Below are 21,017 nucleotides of genomic sequence, written 5' to 3' on the forward strand. Positions count from 1 at the left end.
GCCGGCCGCGTCCCGGTCAGGCGCGGCGCAGCGCGACGATCGCCACGTCGTCGGCCTGCTGTTCGGTGCCGGCCAGCCGCACGAGTAGCCGCTGGCAGAAATCGTCCAGATCGCCGTCCACCCGCTCGGCGTTCTTGGCCAGTGCGTCGAGACCCACATCGATGTCGGCGTCTCGCCGCTCGACCAGGCCATCGGTGTAGAGCACCAGTGTCCCGCCGCGAGGAAGCACGAACTCCAGATCGTCGGGCCGCTCCGCGTTGATGCCCAGCAGCGGTCCCCGGGCCTGCAGGAAACGGACCGGCCCGGCGCCGCTGAGCAGCGGCGGCAGATGTCCGGCGCTGGCCATGCGCACCGAGCCCGACCCCGGGTCGATCGCGAGCAGGCACAGGGTCGCCGACTCCTCCGGCAGCACCGTGCGCATGAACCGGTTGACCAGGCGGATCACCGCCCCCGGCGGGTGCCCCTCGACCGCGTACGCGCGCACCGCGTGCCGCAGTTCGGCCATCACCGTGGCGGCGTGCAACGAGTGCCCCGCGACGTCGCCGATCGCCACCAGCAACCGACCGTCCAGCATGGTCAGCTCGTAGAAGTCGCCACCCACCTCGGTCTGCGCCCCGGCCGGCTCGTAACGCATCGCCAGATGCATGCCCGGCACGTCGGGCAGGCGAGACTGCAGGAGGCTGCGCTGCAAGGTGACCGCGATGCGGTGCTCCTCGTCGTAGGAACGCTGCGCTTCCACCGCCGCAGCCACCGCCTGGGCGAGCTGACGCAGCACCGGGAATCCGGGCGTCTGTGAACTGCCGGGCACCCCGACGAAGACCGCGGGCCGGTCCGGGCGCAGACGCGCGGCGGCCACCGCCACCGTCTCGCCGTCCGGCCAGTCGACCACGTCCCAGGCCGCCGGGTCGTCCGTCCGCACCAGCGAACCGACCGCCACGTCGCGCTCGTGAAACGACCACGCCCGCATGGTGGGTGGATCGCCCGCGGCGGCGAGGCATTCCCCCTCGGACGTCTCGGCGAGCACCACCACGGGACCGCCGAAGATCCGGTGCGCCCCGTCCGCCGCCGCGGACAGCAGAGCACTCAGCGTCGACGCGGAGTTGATCGCCAGCGTCGTCTCCGCCAGCCGGACCATGCGTTCCGCCAGGGACTCGGCGCGTTGCCGGGCCCGGTAGTACCGCAGCACCGCCTGGGCGGTGGCGATCAGCTCATCCGGTTCGATCGGCTCGACGAGGTAGGCGTCGGCCCCGCGGTTCAGGCCCTGGGTGCGGTCCACCACGTCGACCGCGTGGGCGGACACGTGGACGACCGGAAGGGCGCCGATCACCGGGTCGGTCTTGATCCGTTCGCAGACCTCGAACCCGCTCATGTCCGGCAGCTTGACGTCCAGCACGACCAGGTCCACCTCACCGGCGTGCGCCGCGAGGTATTCCAGGGCGGCGCCGCCGCTCTCCGCCTCGCGCACCTCGAATCCGGCCCGGCTCAGCCAGCTCACCAGCAGGTACCGCTTGGTGGCGCTGTCATCGACGACCAGGATGGCGGCGGAGTTCACGGCTGTCGTAGCGGCAGGCACACGGTGAACGTACTGCCGATTCCCGGCTCGGAGGAGACGCGCATGGCGCCGCCCAGGATTCCCACCAGACGCCGGGCGTACGGCAGGCCCAGGCCGGTCCCGGTGCCGTTCAGCGGCTTTGCGCCGGGCACCTGGTAAAACTCCTCGAAGATGCGTTCGTGCAGTTCGGCCGGGATGCCCGCACCGGTGTCCGCCACGGTGAACTCGACGTCGTCGTCGACCCGCTGGGCGGTCAGGCGCACCGAGCCGGTCGCGGTGAACTTCAGCGCGTTCGTCAGCAGGTTGCGCAGCACCTGAGCGAGCATCACCTCGTCGGAAAGCAGGTGCGGCACGGCCGGTTCCTCGACCAGGAAGTCGACCTCGGGCCGGGTGGCCAGCGGCCGCAGGGTGCCGCGTAGCTGGCCGAACATCGCCCGGAGGTCGACGTCGCTCCAGTTCGGCTCCATCCGGCCGGCCTCCGCCTTCGCCAGATCCAGGAGATCGTTGACCAGGGCCAGCAGGTCGGTCGCCGAGGACCGGATCAGTTCCACCTGGCGGCTCTGCTCGGGATCCAGCGCACTGGACGACGTGTCGACGAGCAGCCTGCCCAGACCGATGATGGCGGTGACCGGGGCCCGCAACTCGTGACTGACATTGGCCAGGAATCGGGTCTTCGCCTCGCTGGCCGTGCGCAGTTGCACCGACTTCTCGTCAAGCTCGGCATACAGGGCGACGACGCCGCGGTTGGTCTCCTCCAGTTCCTCGGAGAGCTGGTGGTACAGCGCCATCACGCCGCGGTTGGTCTCTTCCAGTTCGGCGTTCAACCGAGCCAGGTCATCACGTTGGGCGCGCACCTCGTCCAGCGCCGAGATCAGTTGCTGGTTCTGCACTGCCAGTTCGTCCAGGGGCGTGCCCGGCACGTGTGCGGCGAGCCCCTCGCGGATCTCCGTCATCCGGTCGCGCGTCAACGGCGGCGCTCCCGGTGGCAGACGTCGTGACATCCGTACGGTGGTACCGGTGTCGCCATCGTCGACCTCCATCGTGTCCACCAGCCGCCCGACCTGCGCCAGGTGCGGAACCAGGTGTTCCTGGCCGTCGGTGATCGGACTCACCATCTCTACCCGCACCGCCGGATGCTGCACCGCGGATGCGAAAAATGCCACTTCAACGTCTCGCCCCAGGGCTACCATGCGCCGGGCCACTTCACTGATCGCGGTGGCCAGCCGGGTCTGGTCCTGGGATTCCATCCCGGCCGCGCGGGCCACCTCGCGACCGAACTGACGGACCACGAAGATGTCCTGCTCGATGCGCAGCCGCATGCGGGACAGCAGATGATCCCGCTGCGCGTCGGCGGAGTTCATAGCCGGGCCACGAGAACGCCCGCGTCGTCGCGGCGGGTGCCTCCGTCCCGCAGCACGGTCGCGGCGATCACCTGCGGGGAGCGGGTCAGCAAGCCCGGATAGTCGGACGGGTCCCAGCGGTCGACCACACCGTCGGTGTGCATGACCACCACGTCCGCCGGCCCCAGCGCGTACTCGTACTCCCGGATCTGCCTGCGCTGGTGACCGGCGATCCCGGGCAGTGAGACCATGCCCCGCCGCGCCCCCCCACCGGCCAGCACGGCGCCCACGACGTTGCCCAGGCCCGCGTAGCGAACCACGCCGGCGGCCGGATCGAGTTCGGCGACGGCGACGGCAGCGCCCCGGGTGTGCCCGAGCGCGCGATGCAGTGCCTCCACGACCACCGACGGCGGTGCGGCGGGCGCCGCCGCAAAGCCGCGGGCCGCTTCCTGCGCCGCGCGGGCGGCCAGCGGGCCGTGTCCGAGGCCGTCACAGACCATGACCTGTCGGCGCCCGGCCGCCTCGCGTACCGCACATCCGTCCCCGCTGACCGGCTCCCCGGTCAGCGGGCGCACCAGCCCCGCCGCCCACGCCGGCGTGGGCGGCGGGCCCGGCCACACCTGTACCGCCAGCACGGTCCCCCGGTCCGGCACCGAATGCAGGTCGGACCAGCTCGCCTGGCGCATGATCGCGCCCAAGCCGATGCCCAGCGTCCCCACCGTGGAATGCCCGTCGCCCAGCGCCTGCGCCACATCGCGCATGCCCGGCCCGGTGTCCACCGCCACCAGTTCGACTCCGGCCTGATCATCGGTTCGCACGGCGCGCATGAAGAGCCGGCCGTGCTCGGCGTGTTTGACCAGGTTGCCCGCCAGCTCGGCGACCACGATCGAGAGGTCCGCGATGCGGCGTTCCGGCACCGCGAGCTCGGCCGCGAGCCGTTCCGCGGCGCGGCGCGCTCCGGAGGCGGAACCCGGCTCCTCCATCCGGAACCAGACTCCGCCGTCGAGAAGCCCTTCCGGTAGCGACGCCACCGCGCCTCCGCTCATCGGCACCACTTCGTCACGGTGATACTCGTACCCTGCCCCACGCCGGTGTCGATGGCGAACTCGTCCACCAGGCGGCGGGCGCCGCTGAGTCCCAGGCCGAGGCCGTTGCCGGTGGTGTAGCCGTCGGTGAGGGCCAGATCCACGTCGGCGATGCCGGGGCCCTGGTCGGCGAAGACGATCCGGATGCCGGCCCGGCGGCCGTTCTCCACCCGGCTCACCTCCACCGTGCCGCCCCCGCCGTAGACGAGCGTGTTGCGCGCCAGTTCGCTGGCCGCGGTGACCAGTTTCGTCTGATCGACCAGGGACAGCCGGACGGACACCGCCACGGTACGCACGAGTTGGCGTACCCGGACCACGTCCTGGTCGGAGGAGACCGCGATCCGGTCCGTCGTTGGTGAGGTCATGGGGCGGATACCGCGGCGTCGTCCCCGTCCTGCATCGCCGTGTCGTCCGGCTCGGAGTCGCCGTGGTCGCGGGCGAGCATCTCCATGCCGAGTTCCACGTTCAGTGCGGTGCGGATGCCGGGCAGCGACAGCCCGAGCTCGACGAGCGTGATCGCGACCGCCGGGCGCATCCCGACGACGAGGGTCTCCGCATCCAGCACCCGGGAGACCGAGGCGATGGTCGCCAGGGTCCGGCCGACGAACGAGTCGACGATGTCCAGCGCGCTGATGTCGATGATCACACCACCGCAACCGGTCGCCACGATGCGTTCCGCGAGATCCTCCTGGAGCTGGAGGGCCACCTGGTCCTCCATGTCGATCTGGATGGACACCAGCAGGGTGTCCCCGATCTTGAGAATGGGCACCCGCTCCACGTCAGCGCTCCTGCCGCTTCATCCCGGTCAGCTTGAGCACGTGCCGTAGCGCGTCGGCAAGCGAGGCTTTGGTGGCGATGTCGCCGAACTCGATGCCCAGCGCCACGATGGTCTGCGCGATCTGCGGGCGGATGCCGGAGATGATGCAGTCGGCGCCCATCAGCCGGGCGGCCACCACGGTCTTCAGGATGTGCTGCGCGACCTGGGTGTCCACCGCTGGGACGCCGGTGATGTCGATGATCGCGTACGGCGAGCCGGTGTCCACCAGGGTCTGCAGCAGGCGCTCCATGACCACCTGGGCGCGCGCCGAGTCGAGCGTCCCCACCAGGGGAAGCGCTACCACGCCCTCCCACAGGCGGACCACCGGCGTGGACAGCTCCAGCAACTGCTCGGCCTGGTCCGCGATCAGCTCTTCGCGCGTACGCACGAAGGAGTCGAAGGTGTGCAACGCGGCCTGATCGACGAACGACGAGAAGGCGACATAGTCACGAAGGGTCTCCGGACGCTCGTCGCCGGCGTGGTCCAGCGCGGCGAGCACCGCGTCCTTGAGCGCGAAGACGCTCACCGCGGTTTCCGTGGCGGTGAAGCCTTGGCGGGCACGGCTGCCGGACAGCTCGGCGAGCAAGGCACGCAGCTCACCGCCCGCACCGTCGGACAGCTCCGACAACCCGTCGGACAGTGCACCCTGCACGGCATGGTGCAGATCAACGGTCTGGCGGTGCAGCTCCGCGGTGCTCAGCCGACCGCGCAGCGTGCTGCCCACCCGTTCCGCCCAGGTCGAGACGATCTCGTCTTCGCGCTCTTTGAGCAGCTCAGCGAAGCGCCCAGCCTCGTCCGAACTCAGCGCCACCGCTGCCTCCCCGAGGTCATGGGTCCCGTGACGCGCCGGACTCTACCATCGGGAAGAGCCCTTACTTGCCGTTGGCCAACTAAGCCCCGAATCTGCACTCCACCCGGCAGTTGGAGTACGGTTCTGCTCATAACTGGAGGTCCTGCATGTCACTGACGGTACAAACGGAACAGCGCGCCGACGTGGTCGTGGTGTCGGTGTCCGGTGAGCTCGACATGGCCACCGCGCCGCAGCTCCAGGACCAGATCAGCGACCTGCTGGAGAAGGGCCGCACGCGGCTGGTCTTCGACCTGTCCGAGGTGTCGTTCTGCGACTCCACTGGTCTGTCGGTCTTCGTCCGGGCCAAGAACAGCACCGACGATGTCGGCGGCGTGGTGCGCCTGGCTGCTCCGCAGCGCGGCGTGCTGCGGATCCTGGAAGTCAGCGGACTGGTCGAGGTGCTGCGCACCTATCCCACCGTCGACGAGGCGGTCACCGCCCAGGAGCCGGCGCTCGACTGAGCGACGCACATCGATGATTCCTGGCACCTTCGGGTGCCGGGCCACTCTCCCCTGACTTGTTCCGGTCGGCGTAGTTTGTCGCAGACCGGCAGTGGGAATCTGCTGCCGACATCCCTTCGGTCTGGTGCAGGAGAGTGGTCGTGAATTCCATGTTCAAGGGCTTCAAGGACTTCATCATGCGGGGCAACGTTGTCGACCTCGCCGTCGGCATCGTGATCGGTGCCGCGTTCACCGCAGTCGTCACGGCCTTCACCGACGCCTTCCTCAAGCCTCTGATCCAGTTGATGGGCGGGGGCAGTGGGCAGCAGAAAGGCGTATGGACGGTGAACGGCGTGGAGTTCGACTACGCCACCTTCATCAACGCGGTCATCACCTTCCTGCTGACCGCTGCGGTGCTCTACTTCCTGGTCGTCTACCCGCTGAACAAGCTGGCCGAGCGGCGCAAGCGGGGCGAAGAGCCGCCGCCCGCCGCACCCAGCGAGGACATCAAGCTGCTCACCGAGATCCGCGACGCGCTGATCCGCCAGCAGGTGCCGCCGGGCGCCGCGAACGACCTGCTCGGCCGCGGCCAGCAGCCGCCGCGCTCCTGACCGATTTTTCAGCTAGAGAAAGATCAACCCCACCCGGCACTGTTCGAACACACGTTCGATACAGTGCCGGGATGGAACAGCGTAAGCACTGGTGGAACGGCAGATGGGGACGCGCCGCGCGAAAGGATGTCTATCTCCGCGCGAGCGGCGATCAGTGGTATGTCGAACAGCGCGCCGGCGGCTCCGACGGGGTCTCGCACTTCTTCGAGTACGACTCCGAGGAGGCCGCACTGGACACCGTGCGCGCGCTGCTGGCCGGGCCGGACGAGTGGCGCGAGCTCTCGGTCCGCCCTCGCCCCCGATGAGGCCCCCGCCCCCGATGAGACCCACGTCCCGATGACCCACGTCCCGATGACCACGCCCCGATGAGTGGGCGCTACGCGGCGCGCCGACCGTCCCGGCGTGCGCTGAGCGGACCCCGCCGCCGCGACACCAGCCGCAACTTCGGCACCGCGGATGTGTCGTCGTCGGCGACCGGTTCCGGGAAGCTCGCCCGCCAGGGTGCGGCGATCCGCCTCCCGGGTGGACGCGCCGAGTCCGGCGCCACCCGCGCCAGCGCCACCACGAGCAGATATCCCATCACCAGGAATCCGTGACTGATCAGCCGTGTGCCGTTCACCCGGTGCGCGGTGAGGTCGTTGAGCGACAGCAGCACCAGCGTCCCGACGAAGACGGTGAGCGTCGGCACCAGCGCCGACGGCCGACCGCGGCGCAACGCGAGGAAGAGATAACCGGCGCCGACGGCGACATTCCACGCCGCGGACTCATGCCACAGGTGGCCACGGGCGGCGTCCATGCCGTCGTGTATCTGCCCGCCACCCCCACCGGTGCCGATCTGCGTCAGGCCGAGCACCAGTTGCGCCGTACCCACGACGGCGAGAGCGACGTAAAGCGCCGCGGCGAGTTGCGCACGACTCGGCCTCCGGAGCGCGTACCGCCACCGCGTCACCGCGCCGAGCGGTATCCGCGCGACCATCGCGCCGAGCGGTATCCGCGCGACCATCGCGCCGAAGCGCCGGAGGCGGCCGTCGGCTCCGCCGGACGAGGGCCGTGTGCCGCGTCCGGTGTCCGCGGGCAACGCGGCGAGCACCGCGGCACTCAGGTCCGGCATGTCCGCGACGGCCCCGGTGCGCGTCAGCCGATTGACCATGGCCGCGCGATCCAGCCACGTCCGGCAGGCGGCGCAGCCGGCCAAATGCTCATCGACCAGCGGCCGGTCGGCCGGGTCGTCCTCGGAGTCCAACTGCGCGGACAGCATCTCGCGCCACCGATCACACGCCATAACCCGGTAGTCGCGCCGGAGCGGCGTTTGGTTCCCGCCTCCGCCGGATCGCGCCGGACGGCCGTCGCCCCGGTCAGCCGGGGGGCCGCTGATGGTCGCCGGTGTTGCCCATGAGGCGTTTGCGTTCCCGGTACGCCCGCAGGTTGGCCGTGTTACCGCAGGTGCTCACGTCGTGCCAGACCCCGCTGTTGTTCCGGGACGTGTCGAAGAAGGCTGCCCGGCAATCGACGTTGTGACAGAGCTTGAGGCGCGACCACAGGCCGGCCTGCTGGGCGAGCAGCGCTTCGGCCCACAGCGCCGACGCCAGCCACCGGGTACCGCGTCCCGCGGGCACCATCCGCACCCAGCCGTCCGCACCGGGCACCAGGCTGACCGGCACATCGGCCGGCGGCAGCGCACCCCCGCCGATCGCCTGCCGGCCACCCGCCGCGATCACCGTTTCGAAGGTGGTCCGCAGCCGACGCAACGATCGCATGTCGGTGGAGGACAGCAGCAGCGTCGGCGCGGGCAGGCCGGTGAACCGCGACCAGACGGCCAGCGCGTCGGTCAGCCAGTGCTGCGCATCGTCCGGCGTGGCGAGCAGGTCCGAGCCGTACGTGACGGTGGCGCGCGTGTTCAGCAACTCCTGAACCAGCCCGAGGCCAGCCGGCGCCTCGCGGACACCATGCCGTGCGCTGGCCTTCCATGACATAGCCGAAGGGTACTTGACTCTTTTACAGGCCAGCATCCGCCTACCGTTTGACCTGTGCATATGCGGAAAGCAATCGATCAAACACTAACCGCCGCGGTGGCGCGGGCGCGGAGCAGCAGGCCGAGCGCGAGCGCGGTGCGCTTCTGCGCATCGGTGGCATCGTCGAGAATCCGCAGTGCCCGGGACGTCTCCTCGGCCACCTCCGAGTCCACCGGCGCCCGCTCGACCATGGCCAGGAACAGCAGGCCAAGCCCGTGTCCGTCGGCGAGCACCCGCTCGACCGCATCCGGCGGCGCGCCCCGGGAGGTGACCTCGGCCAGCGCGGCGACGTCCTGGTCGATGTGCCGGCGCAGGGCAGCTAGGTAGAGCCCGCGCTTGTTGCCGAAGGTCTTATACATGCTTCCGCGATGCACGCCGAGGTGGGTCACCATGTCATCCACGGACGTCCCGTCGTAGCTGCGCCGCGAGAACAACTCAACGGCCGACCGGACGACCTGATCCTCATCAAACCCCCGTGGTCTACCCATATCGGCCACGGTAGAACGACCGTTCCGCGAAAGCGATCATCGCCGCGCCGAGGCCACCGCTGAGGTGGACGCGCCCAGGTAGCGTATTCGGGATGATGCGGAGGATCTTCATGTGCGCGACGGCGGCAGCGACCCTGGCGCTGGCCACCGCCTGCAACCCCGGCGACGACGGGACCGACGCGGCCGCGCCGGCACCCACCGTCACCACTGCGGCCCCGCCGTCCGCCGCACCCGCATCCACCGCGCCCCCGACGACGCCGCCGTCGTCGTCCGCCGCGACATCGGCCACCGCGCCCCCGACGACACCGTCGGCGGCGGCAAGCGAGCCGAGCAGCAGCCCGGCCAAGCCCGAGCCGCTCAAGGTCGGCGCGAAGGGCACCGAGGTCCGCGCGCTGCAACAACGCCTCACCGAACTGGGCTACTGGAACGGCAAGGCCGACGGGGTCTTCGGATCGGTCACCCAGCAGGCCGTGTACGCGCTGCAGAAGGCGGCCGGCCTGAGCCGCGACGGCGTGGTGGGCCCGAAGACCAGCAAGGCGCTCGACAAGGGCGTACGACCGAGCGCGAAGAGCGACGACGGCTACGTGATCGAGATCAGCAAGAAGCGGCAACTGCTCATGCTCGTCAAGGACGGCACGGTGCAGCAGGTGTTCAACACCTCCACCGGATCCTACGAGCACTACGAATCGGAGGGCGCGACGCACATCGCGGCCACCCCGAGCGGGAAGTTCAGCGTGTCCCGGCAGATCGACGGGTGGCGGAACGCCCCGCTCGGCATGCTGTGGCGCCCGAAATACTTCAACGGGGGCATCGCGGTGCACGGCGCGAACAGCGTCCCGCCCTACCCGGCCTCGCACGGCTGCGCTCGCCTGTCGATCGCGGCGACCAACTACCTCTGGACCCACGACAAGATCCCGCTGAAGACAAAGGTCTGGGTCTACTAGGGTCAGCCGTCGATGCGGACGATGTTGCGGATCTTGTTCGAGGCGTCCAGGGCCGCCACCTTGTACGCCTCCGCCAGCGTCGGATAGTTGAAGACCGCGTCCACCAGGTATTCCACCGTGCCGCCGCACCCCATGACTGCTTGCCCGATGTGCACGATCTCGGTGGCGCCCGTGCCGAAGACGTGCACCCCGAGGAGCCGGCCGTCGCCCGGTGAGACCAACAGCTTCAGCATGCCGTACGAATCGCCGACGATCTGACCACGCGCCAGCTCGCGATAGCGGGCGATGCCCACCTCGAACGGCGTCGACGCCTCGGTCAGCTCGTCCTCGGTCTTCCCGACGAAACTGATCTCCGGAATGGTGTAGATGCCGATCGGCTGCAACGAGTGCATCTCGCGCTGGGGTTCGCCGCAGGCGTGGTGCGCGGCGAGCCGGCCCTGCTCCATCGACGTCGAGGCGAGCGCCGGGAAACCGATCACGTCGCCGACCGCGTAGATGTTCTCCACCGCGGTCCGGTAGTTCGCGTCGACCGTGATCCGGCCTCGACGGTCCGCCTCCAGGCCGGCCGCTTCCAGAGCCAGATCGTCGGTCTGCCCCTGCCGCCCGGCCGAATACATCACGGTGTCCGCGACGATCTTCTTGCCGCTCTTCAGAATGCACAGCGCGGCGGTCTGGTGCCGCTCGACCGCCGCGACCTCCTCGCCGAAGCGGAAGGTGACGCTGAGATCGCGCAGGTGATATTTCAACGACTCGACGATCTCCTCGTCGCAGAAGTCGAGCATCTTCTCCCGGCGCTCGACCACTGTCACCTTGGTGCCGAGCGCGGCGAACATCGACGCGTACTCCATGCCGATCACCCCGGCGCCGACCACCACCATGCTGCGCGGCACGGCGTTCAGGTTGATCACGCCGTCGGAGTCGACGATGGTCCGGTCGTCGAAGTCCACGCTGTCCGGGCGGGCCGGCCGGGTGCCGGCGGCGATGATGATCCGGTCCGCAGTGATCTTGCTTTCCCGGCCGGAGCCGCCGTCCACCCAGATCGCATGGGCATCCGCGAACCGTCCGGTCCCGGTGATCATCGAGATCCGGTTGCGCGCGAGCTGATTGCGGATGACGTCGGTCTGCCGGCTGATCACGTGCTGGGTGCGGGCCGCCAGGTCGCTGACGGTGATCTCCTCCTTGACCCGGTAGCTGCTGCCGTACAGGTCACGCTGATTCAGGCCGGTGAGGTACAGCACCGCCTCGCGGAGGGTCTTCGACGGCACGGTGCCGGTGTTGATGCAGACGCCACCGATCATGTCCCGGCGATCGACGATGCCGACCCGGCGGCCGAGCTTGGACGCGGCAATGGCAGCTCTCTGGCCGCTGGGCCCGGAGCCCAGGACCAACAGGTCGTAGTCATACACGCGCTCAGCCTCGCAAGACTCGGCCGTACGCGCCACGGCCACATTTCGCGCAAACCCGGATCTGTGCCCCAGGCCGCGCCGATTCGTCTCCGCGTACGGGTCAGCCCGCGACCGCCGCGTCGTCCAACACCACCGGCACCGGGCGCAACTCGACGCGCACCGCCGTGCCGGGCGTCAGCGCCGCCAGCCGTTCCCCGGGGACCTGGGCGACCACCACCGTGTCGCCCAGCCGAACGCTCACCCGGCTTGTCGCACCCAGGAAGCTCGCCGACTGCACGCGCCCCGGCCCGGCCGGGTCCGGCACCACGTCAATCGACTCGGGCCGCACCAGTGCGGTGCCCGCGGTCGCCGTCGACGAGCCGACCAGGGGCAGCGTCGCGCCGAGCACGGTGACCGAGTCGCCCGCCACGGTGCCGGGGAGCCGGTTGGACAAGCCCACAAAGTCGGCCACGAAGCTGGTTGCCGGGCGGCGATAGACCTCCGACGGCGCGTCCAACTGCTCCAGTCGGCCCTCCCGCATCACGCCGACCCGGTCGGCCACCGCCAGCGCCTCCTCCTGGTCGTGGGTGACCAGGAGGGTGGTGGTGCCGACCTCGGACTGGATGCGCTTGATCTCGTCGCGCAGTTGCACCCGAACCTTGGCGTCCAGCGCCGACAGCGGCTCGTCCAGCAGCAACACCTGCGGCTGGATGGCCAGCGCACGGGCCAGCGCCACTCGCTGCTGCTGCCCGCCGGAGAGCTGATGCGGATAGCGACCGGAGTGCGCCGAGATGCCCACCAGGTCGAGCATGTCGGCGGCCCGGGAGCGCTCCGCCGCACGCTTGCGCAGCCGCAACCCGAACTGCACGTTCTCCAGGGCGGTCAGGTGCGGGAAGAGGCTGTACGCCTGGAACACCATGCCCATGTCACGCCGGTTGGCCGGCATGCCGGTGATGTCCCGGCCGCCCACCAGCACCCGGCCGCTGTCCGCGTCCTCCAGCCCGGCCAGAACCCGCAGCGCGGTGGTCTTGCCGCACCCGGACGGTCCCAGCAATGCGACCATCTCACCGGGCGCGAGCGACAGATCCAAACCGTCCAACGCGTGCACCGCGCCGAACGTGCGGCGCAGATCCTCCAGTTGGACGGCGACGCCCGATTCGGTCACGAGTTCTCCTTGTCGATGGGCGCCGGGGAAGCGGCGCGACGCCGGTCGCCGAGCAGCGACAGTCCCAGCAGCAGTACGAAGGCGAGCAGCAGCGCCGCCAGCGAGACGGCGACCGACATGGTCGCGCTGCTCTTGCCCAGCAGGTTGATGGCCACCTGCAGGTTGTTGCGGTTGAGCAGGGACGCGATGGTGAACTCGCCGAGCACCAGCGCGACGCTGAGAAAGGCCGCGGACAGCACCGCCGAGCGGATGTTCGGCAGCACCACCCGCCAGATCACGGTGCCCCAGCTCGCGCCGAGACTGCGCGCCGCCTCGGCCAGCGTGCGCACGTCGATCGCGGACAGCCCGGCGTCGATCGACCGGTACGCGTACGGCAACACCAGGATCGTGTAGGCGAAGGTGAGCAACTGAGCGGATCCGCCGAAGAAGTACGTGACCCACGCGTACACCGGAGCCAGCCCGACCACCAGCACGATGGCCGGGATGGTCAGCGGGAGCAGGCACAGGAACTCCACCAGCCGCCGCAGGCCGGGCAGGCGGAGCCGGACCCAGATCGCCGTGGGGACGAGCAGCGCCAGCATCAGCAGCACCGTCCACAGTGCCTGGCCGAGGGACTGCACGATGCCGTCGGCGAGCGCCGGGTAGGTCTCGCGCAGTTTCGGCCAGTTCACCAGCAGCCGCCATGCCTGCCCGGAGTCGCGGGTGGTGAACTCCACCATGGCCACCAACGGCAGGAGGAAGAACACGCACGCCACGACGACCACGATCCAGCGCAGCACCGCCTGTTTGCGAGCCCGGCGTGCGATCAGCCCAGCCATCGTGCGGTCCTCCGTTGCAACAGCGCGTAGAGCCACATCACCAGGCCGACCACGACCACCATGCCCAGCGCCATGGCCTTGCCCAGGTTCTGCTGGCCGAGGATCACCTCGCTGGTCAGGGCGCCGCGGATCTGCAACGGGATGATCGGGCTGCCCTGACTGACCAGTGCCGCCGCGGTCGCGTACGCGGAGAAGGCGTTGGCGAACAGCAACAACGCGCTGCCCAGGAAGGCCGGCGCGAGCAGCGGCCCGGCGACCCGGGTCCAGTAGTGCCAGGTGGCACCGCCGAGGCTTTCGGTGGCTTCGCGCCACTGCGGCCGGATGCCGTCCAGCGCGGGCAGGAAGACGATCACCATCAGCGGAATCTGGAAGTACGTGTAGACCAGCACCAGGCCGGGCAGCTCGAACAACCAGACGCCGTTCGCGTACAGATCGATGCCCAGGTGTTCGCCGAGGAACACGGTGACGAAGCCGGACAGCCCGATGGTGGCGATGAACGCGAACGCCAGTGTGACGCCGCCGAACTGGGCGAGCACCCCGCACGCCGCGGTGACCGCGCGCCGCAGCAGCCCGCCGGGCTTGGCGGTGACAAGCGCGTACGCCAGCAGCGCCCCGAAGACCGCGCCGATGACCGCGGTCACCGCGGAGAGCAGGATGCTGCGGCCGAAGGCGCGCAGCACGTAACCGTCGGTGAGCCCGGAGACGTTCGACCAGGTGAAGCCGTGGTCACCGGTGAAGGCACCGATCACCACGACAAGCGTCGGAATGATCAGGAAGATCACCACGTACGCGAAGAACGGTACGGTGCCGAGCAGGCTGCGCAGGTGCGCGTAGCCTGCTCGGCGACCGGTCGATGAGCCGACCATGTTCAGCCGACGGCCTTGGCCCAGTTCTGCGCCAGGTAGTCCTTGGCCTTGGTGGTCTGATCCTCGGTCAGGAACACCGGGGTGCCCTCGGCCTTGGGCAGCGCGCCGTACGCCTGCGCGTCGATGGTGCCGGCCTTGTCCATCGCGTCGGCCCGGACCGGGCGGGCGCCACCGGAAAGCCACAGGTTCTGGCCCTGGTCGGAGTAGAGGAACTCCTGCCACAGCCGGGCGGCGGCGGGGTGCGGCGCGTCCTTGTTGATGGCCTGCGTGTAATACGAGCCGACCACCGCGCCGGACGGCACGACGGTCTTCCACTGCAGCTTGCCGCTCAGCTTCGCGCCCTGACCGACGTTGAGGTAGTCCCAGTCGATGACGACCGGCGTCTGACCGGACTCGATGGTGGTCGGGGTCGGGTCCACCGGCAGGAAGTTGCCGGCCTTCTTGAGCTGGGCGAAGAAGTCCACGCCGGGCTTGATGTCGTCGGCCGATCCGCCGTTGCCCAGCGCCGCCATGACCACGCCGGAGAACGCGGCGCCGGCCTGCGTCGGGTCACCGTTCAGCGCCACCTTGCCCTTGTAGTCGGGCTTGAGCAGGTCGGTGACGCCGGCCGGCGCCGGCACCTTGGAGGCGTCGTACCCGATCGACATGTAGCCGCCGTAGTCGCTGGTCCAGGTGCCGTTCGGCTCCTTGAGGTCGGCCGGGATCTCGTCCCAGGTGGCCGGCTTGTAGGCGGCGAACTTCGCCGTGTTGGCCAGCGCCACCGCGCTGCCCAGGTCGAACACGTCGGGCGCCTTGTCCTGCCCGTGCAACTGGTCCGCCGCGTTGATCTCGTCCTGACTGGACGCGTCCGGCTGGGCCGAATTGACCTTGATGCCGTACTTGTCGCTGAAGGTGCTGATGATCTCGCCGTAGTTCGCCCAATCCGGCGGCAGCGCGATGACGTTGAGCTGTCCCTCCTTCTTCGCGGCGTCGACCAGAGCATCCATGCCGCCCAGGTCTGCGGCGCTCGTCGCGGCGGCGGCGCCGGTGGCATCTCCGCCATCGTCCGACTCGGGCGGCGCGCAGGCCCCGACCGCGGTCATCGCTACCGCCGCGAGCAGCGCGGCGGCGGTCTTACGGGAAACGGTGTGCACGTGCTTCCTCCTCATCACGGCGCCGGGCCCGAGCCGGGCTCGATCCCTCGCGGTGGATCCTGGGAGCGGCCGGTGGACCGAAGACGACGACCAGGCTGCCAGCAGACTACGACGAGAAGGACTCCCTTTGATCAAGCCGTGATCGTTCCGCTATCAGACGCGGCCTCTCGGGCCAGCAGGCTCCGGCCGGCCGCGACAATCGCGTCCTCGGCGCTGCGCGGGCGCCAGCCCAGAATCCGCCACGCCGCATCGCCCACCGGCCGCCGCACCCGGCCCAGATCGGGAACGATCTGGGCCACCGACCGATCGAACCGGGCGAACAGCCACACCACCCAGTCCGGCGCCACCTTGACCGGGACGCGGGCCGCCGCCGCACCCAGCCGATCGCGCAGCACGAGCGCCAGCTCGCGCATGGTCACCACGTCACCGGCCACCGCGAGGAACCGCTCACCGGCCGCCTTCGGCTCGGTCATCGCGCGGACGTGCAGGTCCGCGACGTCCCGCACGTCAACCACCCCGAACGACAGCCGCAGCAGACGCGGCAGCCCGCCCAGCAGCAACTGCTGGACCAGCATCAACGAACTCGGGCAGCCGGGACCGAGCGCCGGGCCGAGCACCACCGCCGGGTTGATCACCGCCAGTTCCATGCCGCCGCCCTCGGCCGCCACGAAATCCCATGCGGCCCGCTCCGCCAGCGTCTTCGACCGCACGTACGGCCCGACGTCGGCCGTGGCATCCGTCCAGTCCCGCTCGTCGAATGTTTCCCGGCCGCGCTCGTGCCCATAGCCGATCGCGGCGAACGACGACGTCATCACCACTCGCCGTACGTTCGCGTCCCGAGCGGCACGCAGCACACGCATCGTGCCGTCCCGCGCGGGCACGATCAGGTCGTTCTCGTCGCGGGGCACCGTCGGCGGCATCGGCGAGGCCACGTGCAGCACGAAGTCGCTTCCGGCGACCGCCTCGGGCCAGCCGGCGTCGCCGGTGAGGTCGGCGACCGCGAACGACAACCGGTCGAGATCCGCGCCCGCCGCCCGCACCGCGGCGCGCACCTCTTCCTCGCGCTGCGGGGAGCGCACGGTCGCCCGGACATGATGCCCGTCGTGCAGCAACCGGACGATGCAATGCCCGCCGACGAATCCGGATCCGCCCGTAACCAAGACCTGCGCGCCCATCCCCCGATGATCACGGCACGAATCTGGTGCTCTCCCTAGCTTTCCGCGGGCTCAGGCCAGGAAACGCCGGGCCGGCAGCGCCCGGTCGGTGATGCGCACGTCGCCGAGCCAACCATAGAAACCCTGGCCGTATTGCAGGTCGAACGATGTCGCACCGAGCACGAACGGGCGGCCCAGAGTGGCGATGCCGTGCGAGCGCTGCGACGGGTTGCGCACAATCGGCGACTTGTCCACCCACACCACGGTGTGCCGCCCGTCGTTCACCACGGCCACGTGCATCCATCGACCGACCGGCAGCGCGTGACTCCATGATGTCGGGTCGGCGTCCCGGTCGGCCGGATAGACGACGTACTGCAGGAAGCGCTCCGGCGACAGGTTGAGGCTGCACGTGCACTCCAGCGGTGACCACCCACTGGACTTGCCCGCATCGCCGCTGCGGCCCTCCCAACTGAAGATGCCCATCCAGGCGTGATCGCCGACGAACGGGTCGGGAAGCTTGAGGAACACCTCGAAGGTGTAGCCGTCCTCGAACGTCATGCCGTTCAGTGCGGCGTGCGGTGCGGTCGCCAGAAGGGCGCCCCGGTCGGGCGATTTGCCACCGTCGAAGCGGACACTGGCGTGCGCCGGCTGGGCCGGGTGATGGTCGGCGGACAGGGTGAGCATGTCCGGACCGCTGGTCGCCAGGCGCCGTACGGTCAGATGGTTGCCCTTGCCGCTGAGGTCACGCACGACGGCGCCGTCGGCGACCGACTGCCCGTCCCCGTCGAACCGCCAATATCCCACCGTGTGCCGGTCCACCAGCCGAGCCGCCGGTATCGGCGCGGGCAGAGCCGGCGGATCGAAGGCCGCGAACCGCGCGTCGAAGTCGACGGCCAAGCTGAACCGGTCAGCCGGGCCGGTCAGCTCGACGGTCTCTGCCTCCAGCGGGGTCCGCGCGGCAGGGGCGTGCGACAGGAACCACGGCGAGAAGGTCTCCACGTCGATCACGTTGCGCGCCAGGTCGAAGGTGTACAGCCGGATCATGGCCGCACCACCGTAGTAACGGTCCTGGTAGTTGGTGATGTGCACATGCACGTCGTGGCCCGCCGCGTTGGTCAGCACGGTGCGTCCGGGCGGCCAGAAGTGTCCGTTCAGGGTCAGGAAGATCTGGTCGTTGTCGTTGATCAACCGGTCCCAGAGCCGTCGGCCGTTGTCGGACAGCGACGCGCGGCCGGCGTCGTCGGCGAAGGCGAGGTCGTGCGTGGTCAGCACGGCCGGTACGCGCGGATGCTCATCGAGGATCCGCTGCGCCCACGCCAGACCGCCGTCCGAGATGCGCCAGTCCAGGGCCAGCACCAGCCACTGCCGACCAGCCGCGGACAGCAAGTGGGCGCTGTTGTAGCCGTCCGGGGAGGCGCCCAGGAAGGTCGGCATCCCGGCGTACCGGGCCGGGCCGAAGGCGTCCAGGTACGCCGAGTCGCCGCGCTGGTCGTCGGTGGACGAGTTCACGTCGTGATTGCCGGCCAGCACGCTGTAAGGCATGCGGCCGTCCAGACTCCGGAACGTCCGCGCGGCCAGCCCGATCTCCTCGGCGGTGCCGTGCTCGGTGACGTCGCCGAGGTGCGTCATGAAGGCGATGTTCGCGTCGGCACGGTGCTCCAGCAGGTAGCGAAACGTCTCCCGCAGCGGCGCCGGGTCGGCGCTGTCCGCGTCGAACAGATACTGCGTGTCCGGCAGCACCGCGATCGCGAAACGATCGCCACGGCTCGCAGGCGATAGAACACCGGTCGGGGACGGTTGGACACCGGCGGGGACGGCCATCGCCAGAGGTGTGGCCGCGGCCGCTCGGAGAAGATCGCGCCTTTCCATGGAGGTCAATATCGCCCGGTCAGCGCGACATTCAGGAGGCGGTCAGGCAAAAATCGGGCAAACAGCAATCTTGTCGCCCGACGTTCCTCTTCCGGTCACGGCGAGGTGGCCCTGCGGGCGAGCCGTGCCGATCATCGTGAGGCCATGCGCATCGCGTTGGTCACGGAGTCCTTCCTGCCGGACGTCAACGGCGTCGCGAACTCGGTCGTACGCGCGGCCGAACATCTACAGCGGCGCGGGCACGAACCCATGGTGATCGCACCTCAACCACCCAACCGGGGCGAGGTGGACGTCCCGTACCCGGTCGTCCGGATCCCCTCCCTGCCCATGCCCGGCTACCCGCAGATCCGGCTCGGCCTGCCCACCCTCACGCTGGCCGCCGTGCTGCGCGGGCACCGCACCGATGTGGTGCATCTGGCCAGCCCGTTCGTGCTCGGCGCTTGGGGTGCGGCGGCGGCCCGGACGCTGCACCTGCCCACCGTTGCGGTCTATCAGACCGACGTCGCCGCGTACGCCCGCGCCTATCGGGTCGGCATGACCGAACGTGCCGCGTGGCGGTGGATCCGCACCGTCCACAATGCCTCGACGCGCACGCTGGCGCCGTCCCGAGAATCGGCGGCGGCTCTTGCCGCACACGGCGTTCAGCGCGTGCACATGTGGCGCCGGGGCGTGGACGACTTGCGGTTCCATCCCCGACACCGCAGCGCCGGGATACGCCGGGCGTTGGCACCCGACGGGCAGACGCTTGTCGGATTCGTCGGGCGGCTGGCCGTGGAGAAGCAGGTCGAGTTGCTGGCCGAGGCGAGCCGGTTGCCCGGCGTACGTCTGATCATCGTGGGTGGTGGACCGGCCGAGGCGGCGCTTCGCCGGGCCCTGCCGGATGCCGTCTTCCTCGGCGTTCGACACGGGGCCCAGCTCGCCCGGCTCTACGCCAGCCTGGACGTGTTCGCGCACACCGGCCCGTACGAGACGTTCGGCCAGGCGGTGCAGGAGGCGATGGCCAGCGGCGTACCGGTCGTGGCCCCGGCCAGCGGTGGCCCGCTGGATCTGGTGGATCACGAACGGACCGGCCTGCTGGTGCCGCCGTTCGCAGCGGACGGGTTCACCGCGGCGATCGCCCGCCTGGCCACCGATCCGCAGGCGCGAGCCGCGTTCGGGGCGGCCGGACGGGCTGCGGTCCGGGGGCGTAGCTGGGCGGCGGTGAGCGATGAGCTGATCGGGCACTACCACGCGGCGCTGGCGCCCACGCCGGCCACGCGGATGGCGGCGGCCGCATGAGGCTGGTGCGCATCGCGAACTTCGTGACCGAACGTTCCGGCGGTCTGCGCACCGCACTGCACCGGCTCGGTATCGGCTATCGCGCCGCCGGACACGACACCGTCCTGATCGTGCCCGGCGAACGCTCGCTCGACGAGCAGACCGACCAGGGCCGGGTGATCACGTTGCCCGGACCGCGGGTGCCCGGCATGGGCGGGTATCGGGCGCTCGTCGACCGCCGCCGGGTGACGGCCGTGCTGCGCGACCTCGCTCCGGATCGCGTCGAGGTCTCCGACCGTTCGACGTTGCGCTGGGTCGGGAGTTGGGCGCGCACGGCGGGCGTACCGTCCATGATGGTCTCGCACGAAAGCCTGAGCGGACTGTTCCGCCTGTTCGGCCCGGCCGCGGCGGGACGCTGGGCGGACCGGCTGAACGAGCGCACCGCCTCCGCGCACGACGTCGTCGTGTGCACCACCGTCTGGGCCGAAGAGGAGTTCACGCGCATCGGCGCCACGAACGTGGTGCGGGTGCCGCTCGGCGTAGACCTGGACCTTTTCACGCCCGAGCGGTACGACGTGCGTCTGCGCCGGCGCTGGGCCGCCGACGACGATGTGTTGCTGTTGCACTGCGGGCGGCTATCGGCGGAGAAACGGCCGCGCCGGTCCCTCGACGCGCTCGCCGCGCTGCGCGACGCCGGTGTGCCCGCGGTGCTGGTGGTGGCCGGCGCCGGACCGCTACGGTCCGCCTTGCAGGAGGAGGCCGCCGACCGCTGCCTGCCGGTGCGTTTCCTCGGGCACCTCCGCGACCGCACCGAGCTGGCCGCATTGCTCGCCACCGCGGACGTGGCCCTGGCACCCGGACCGGTGGAGACATTCGGGCTCGCCGCGCTGGAGGCGCTGGCCAGCGGCACACCCGTGGTGGTCAGCGCGGAAAGCGCGCTGCCCGAGGTGATCGGCACCGCCGGCATCGCGGTGCCGGGCGGCGGCCGTGGCTATGCGGCGGCCGCAGCATCGCTGCTGGCCCGCCCGAACCGCCGGACGGCGGCACGACGACAGGCCGACCGCTACCCCTGGTCGGCATCGGTCGCGGGCTTCCTGGCAGCACACCAGGCCACGCCCTCGCTCGCCACCTCGCCCGGCCTTGACGAACCCGCCTGAACGTGTGCGAGGACGAGCCAGGGGCGCGCGTGTTCGCGCCAGGCGTACCCGCGACCCGGCGGAGGCGGCCTACG

21 protein-coding genes and 1 pseudogene are annotated in these 21,017 nt (G+C 70.2%); 6 read left to right on the plus strand and 16 right to left on the minus strand.

What is annotated here, in order from left to right; genetic code table 11:
* Nucleotides 1–16: 16 nt before the first annotated feature.
* From IEY73_RS17235 to IEY73_RS17260, 6 genes are read right to left on the minus strand one after another with little or no spacing between them, the layout of a single operon-like run.
* The gene (locus tag IEY73_RS17235) at nt 17–1,573 is read right to left on the minus strand and encodes a SpoIIE family protein phosphatase (protein WP_229715903.1); all 1,557 of its coding nucleotides are present in this window, start codon (nt 1,571–1,573) and stop codon (nt 17–19) included.
* On the minus strand, nt 1,549–2,913 hold the full coding sequence (locus IEY73_RS17240) for a sensor histidine kinase (protein ID WP_229715904.1): 1,365 nt from the start codon (nt 2,911–2,913) through the stop codon (nt 1,549–1,551). The genes IEY73_RS17235 and IEY73_RS17240 overlap by 25 nt, the downstream gene beginning before the upstream one ends.
* Nucleotides 2,910–3,938: a SpoIIE family protein phosphatase gene (locus IEY73_RS17245; RefSeq protein WP_189080226.1), complete on the minus strand. Its 1,029-nt coding sequence runs from the start codon at nt 3,936–3,938 to the stop codon at nt 2,910–2,912. Before IEY73_RS17245 ends, IEY73_RS17240 begins: the two co-directional genes overlap by 4 nt.
* Nucleotides 3,935–4,342 (minus strand): anti-sigma regulatory factor, encoded by a 408-nt coding sequence (locus tag IEY73_RS17250; RefSeq protein WP_189080227.1) that lies wholly within the window; start codon nt 4,340–4,342, stop codon nt 3,935–3,937. The genes IEY73_RS17245 and IEY73_RS17250 overlap by 4 nt, the downstream gene beginning before the upstream one ends.
* The gene (locus tag IEY73_RS17255; RefSeq protein WP_189080228.1) at nt 4,339–4,755 is read right to left on the minus strand and encodes an STAS domain-containing protein; all 417 of its coding nucleotides are present in this window, start codon (nt 4,753–4,755) and stop codon (nt 4,339–4,341) included. The genes IEY73_RS17250 and IEY73_RS17255 overlap by 4 nt, the downstream gene beginning before the upstream one ends.
* 1 nt (nt 4,756) lies before the next feature.
* Nucleotides 4,757–5,605, minus strand: a complete 849-nt coding sequence (locus tag IEY73_RS17260; protein WP_189080229.1) for an STAS domain-containing protein — start codon at nt 5,603–5,605, stop codon at nt 4,757–4,759.
* Nucleotides 5,606–5,751: 146 nt separating this feature from the next.
* Between IEY73_RS17260 and IEY73_RS17265 the strand changes: the two genes are divergently transcribed.
* The 3 genes from IEY73_RS17265 (at nt 5,752) to IEY73_RS17275 (ending at nt 7,000) form a co-directional block, all read left to right on the plus strand.
* Entirely contained in the window at nt 5,752–6,105 is a 354-nt protein-coding gene (locus IEY73_RS17265) for an anti-sigma factor antagonist (protein WP_189080230.1), read from the plus strand.
* Between the two features lie 149 nt (nt 6,106–6,254).
* Entirely contained in the window at nt 6,255–6,695 is a 441-nt protein-coding gene (mscL, locus tag IEY73_RS17270) for a large conductance mechanosensitive channel protein MscL (protein WP_189080277.1), read from the plus strand.
* Nucleotides 6,696–6,766: 71 nt separating this feature from the next.
* The gene (locus IEY73_RS17275) at nt 6,767–7,000 is read left to right on the plus strand and encodes a hypothetical protein (RefSeq protein ID WP_189080231.1); all 234 of its coding nucleotides are present in this window, start codon (nt 6,767–6,769) and stop codon (nt 6,998–7,000) included.
* Nucleotides 7,001–7,071: 71 nt separating this feature from the next.
* Here the strand turns inward: IEY73_RS17275 and IEY73_RS17280 are convergent, their stop codons facing one another.
* The 3 genes and pseudogenes from IEY73_RS17280 to IEY73_RS17290 all read right to left on the minus strand — a co-directional run bounded on the left by IEY73_RS17280 (nt 7,072) and on the right by IEY73_RS17290 (nt 9,195).
* Nucleotides 7,072–7,977, minus strand: a complete 906-nt coding sequence (locus IEY73_RS17280) for a zf-HC2 domain-containing protein (protein WP_189080232.1) — start codon at nt 7,975–7,977, stop codon at nt 7,072–7,074.
* Nucleotides 7,978–8,155: 178 nt separating this feature from the next.
* Nucleotides 8,156–8,728: pseudogene (locus IEY73_RS17285) on the minus strand (ABATE domain-containing protein); the annotation flags it as partial.
* Between the two features lie 17 nt (nt 8,729–8,745).
* Nucleotides 8,746–9,195, minus strand: a complete 450-nt coding sequence (locus tag IEY73_RS17290) for a TetR/AcrR family transcriptional regulator (protein WP_189080234.1) — start codon at nt 9,193–9,195, stop codon at nt 8,746–8,748.
* Between the two features lie 92 nt (nt 9,196–9,287).
* Between IEY73_RS17290 and IEY73_RS17295 the strand changes: the two genes are divergently transcribed.
* Nucleotides 9,288–10,139, plus strand: coding sequence for a L,D-transpeptidase family protein (locus IEY73_RS17295; protein WP_229715905.1), 852 nt, complete (start codon nt 9,288–9,290; stop codon nt 10,137–10,139).
* A gap of 2 nt (nt 10,140–10,141) precedes the next feature.
* On the opposite strand, the gene sthA is transcribed toward IEY73_RS17295, so the two are convergent.
* The 7 genes from sthA to IEY73_RS17330 form a co-directional block, all read right to left on the minus strand.
* Nucleotides 10,142–11,545: a Si-specific NAD(P)(+) transhydrogenase gene (sthA, locus tag IEY73_RS17300; protein ID WP_189080235.1), complete on the minus strand. Its 1,404-nt coding sequence runs from the start codon at nt 11,543–11,545 to the stop codon at nt 10,142–10,144.
* 100 nt (nt 11,546–11,645) lie between these two features.
* On the minus strand, nt 11,646–12,689 hold the full coding sequence (locus tag IEY73_RS17305; protein WP_189080236.1) for an ABC transporter ATP-binding protein: 1,044 nt from the start codon (nt 12,687–12,689) through the stop codon (nt 11,646–11,648).
* Nucleotides 12,686–13,507, minus strand: coding sequence for an ABC transporter permease (locus IEY73_RS17310; protein ID WP_189080237.1), 822 nt, complete (start codon nt 13,505–13,507; stop codon nt 12,686–12,688). The genes IEY73_RS17305 and IEY73_RS17310 overlap by 4 nt, the downstream gene beginning before the upstream one ends.
* Nucleotides 13,495–14,373 (minus strand): ABC transporter permease, encoded by an 879-nt coding sequence (locus IEY73_RS17315; RefSeq protein WP_189080238.1) that lies wholly within the window; start codon nt 14,371–14,373, stop codon nt 13,495–13,497. The genes IEY73_RS17310 and IEY73_RS17315 overlap by 13 nt, the downstream gene beginning before the upstream one ends.
* Before the next feature lie 2 nt (nt 14,374–14,375).
* Nucleotides 14,376–15,506, minus strand: a complete 1,131-nt coding sequence (locus tag IEY73_RS17320; RefSeq protein WP_229715906.1) for an ABC transporter substrate-binding protein — start codon at nt 15,504–15,506, stop codon at nt 14,376–14,378.
* Between the two features lie 131 nt (nt 15,507–15,637).
* Nucleotides 15,638–16,681 (minus strand): NAD-dependent epimerase/dehydratase family protein, encoded by a 1,044-nt coding sequence (locus tag IEY73_RS17325; protein ID WP_189080240.1) that lies wholly within the window; start codon nt 16,679–16,681, stop codon nt 15,638–15,640.
* Nucleotides 16,682–16,732: 51 nt separating this feature from the next.
* The gene (locus IEY73_RS17330) at nt 16,733–18,400 is read right to left on the minus strand and encodes a LamG-like jellyroll fold domain-containing protein (RefSeq protein WP_229715907.1); all 1,668 of its coding nucleotides are present in this window, start codon (nt 18,398–18,400) and stop codon (nt 16,733–16,735) included.
* Between the two features lie 273 nt (nt 18,401–18,673).
* Between IEY73_RS17330 and IEY73_RS17335 the strand changes: the two genes are divergently transcribed.
* On the plus strand, nt 18,674–19,807 hold the full coding sequence (locus IEY73_RS17335; protein WP_189080242.1) for a glycosyltransferase family 4 protein: 1,134 nt from the start codon (nt 18,674–18,676) through the stop codon (nt 19,805–19,807).
* Complete coding sequence (locus tag IEY73_RS17340) at nt 19,804–20,943, plus strand: glycosyltransferase (RefSeq protein ID WP_189080243.1); 1,140 nt, start codon at nt 19,804–19,806, stop codon at nt 20,941–20,943. The genes IEY73_RS17335 and IEY73_RS17340 overlap by 4 nt, the downstream gene beginning before the upstream one ends.
* Nucleotides 20,944–21,017: the final 74 nt, after the last annotated feature.

The organism is Mangrovihabitans endophyticus (genome assembly GCF_014646155.1).
Classification (GTDB): domain Bacteria; phylum Actinomycetota; class Actinomycetes; order Mycobacteriales; family Micromonosporaceae; genus Actinoplanes; species Actinoplanes endophyticus.

Coding starts and splice junctions, on each gene's coding strand:
- IEY73_RS17240 (WP_229715904.1), bottom strand. CDS start 2,913: ATGAACTCCGCCGACGCGCAGCGGGATCATCTGCTGTCCCGCATGCGG.
- IEY73_RS17245 (WP_189080226.1), bottom strand. CDS start 3,938: ATGAGCGGAGGCGCGGTGGCGTCGCTACCGGAAGGGCTTCTCGACGGC.
- IEY73_RS17250 (WP_189080227.1), bottom strand. CDS start 4,342: ATGACCTCACCAACGACGGACCGGATCGCGGTCTCCTCCGACCAGGAC.
- IEY73_RS17265 (WP_189080230.1), top strand. CDS start 5,752: ATGTCACTGACGGTACAAACGGAACAGCGCGCCGACGTGGTCGTGGTG.
- mscL (WP_189080277.1), top strand. CDS start 6,255: ATGTTCAAGGGCTTCAAGGACTTCATCATGCGGGGCAACGTTGTCGAC.
- IEY73_RS17275 (WP_189080231.1), top strand. CDS start 6,767: ATGGAACAGCGTAAGCACTGGTGGAACGGCAGATGGGGACGCGCCGCG.
- IEY73_RS17280 (WP_189080232.1), bottom strand. CDS start 7,977: ATGGCGTGTGATCGGTGGCGCGAGATGCTGTCCGCGCAGTTGGACTCC.
- IEY73_RS17290 (WP_189080234.1), bottom strand. CDS start 9,195: ATGGGTAGACCACGGGGGTTTGATGAGGATCAGGTCGTCCGGTCGGCC.
- IEY73_RS17295 (WP_229715905.1), top strand. CDS start 9,288: ATGATGCGGAGGATCTTCATGTGCGCGACGGCGGCAGCGACCCTGGCG.
- IEY73_RS17310 (WP_189080237.1), bottom strand. CDS start 13,507: ATGGCTGGGCTGATCGCACGCCGGGCTCGCAAACAGGCGGTGCTGCGC.
- IEY73_RS17315 (WP_189080238.1), bottom strand. CDS start 14,373: ATGGTCGGCTCATCGACCGGTCGCCGAGCAGGCTACGCGCACCTGCGC.
- IEY73_RS17325 (WP_189080240.1), bottom strand. CDS start 16,681: ATGGGCGCGCAGGTCTTGGTTACGGGCGGATCCGGATTCGTCGGCGGG.
- IEY73_RS17335 (WP_189080242.1), top strand. CDS start 18,674: ATGCGCATCGCGTTGGTCACGGAGTCCTTCCTGCCGGACGTCAACGGC.
- IEY73_RS17340 (WP_189080243.1), top strand. CDS start 19,804: ATGAGGCTGGTGCGCATCGCGAACTTCGTGACCGAACGTTCCGGCGGT.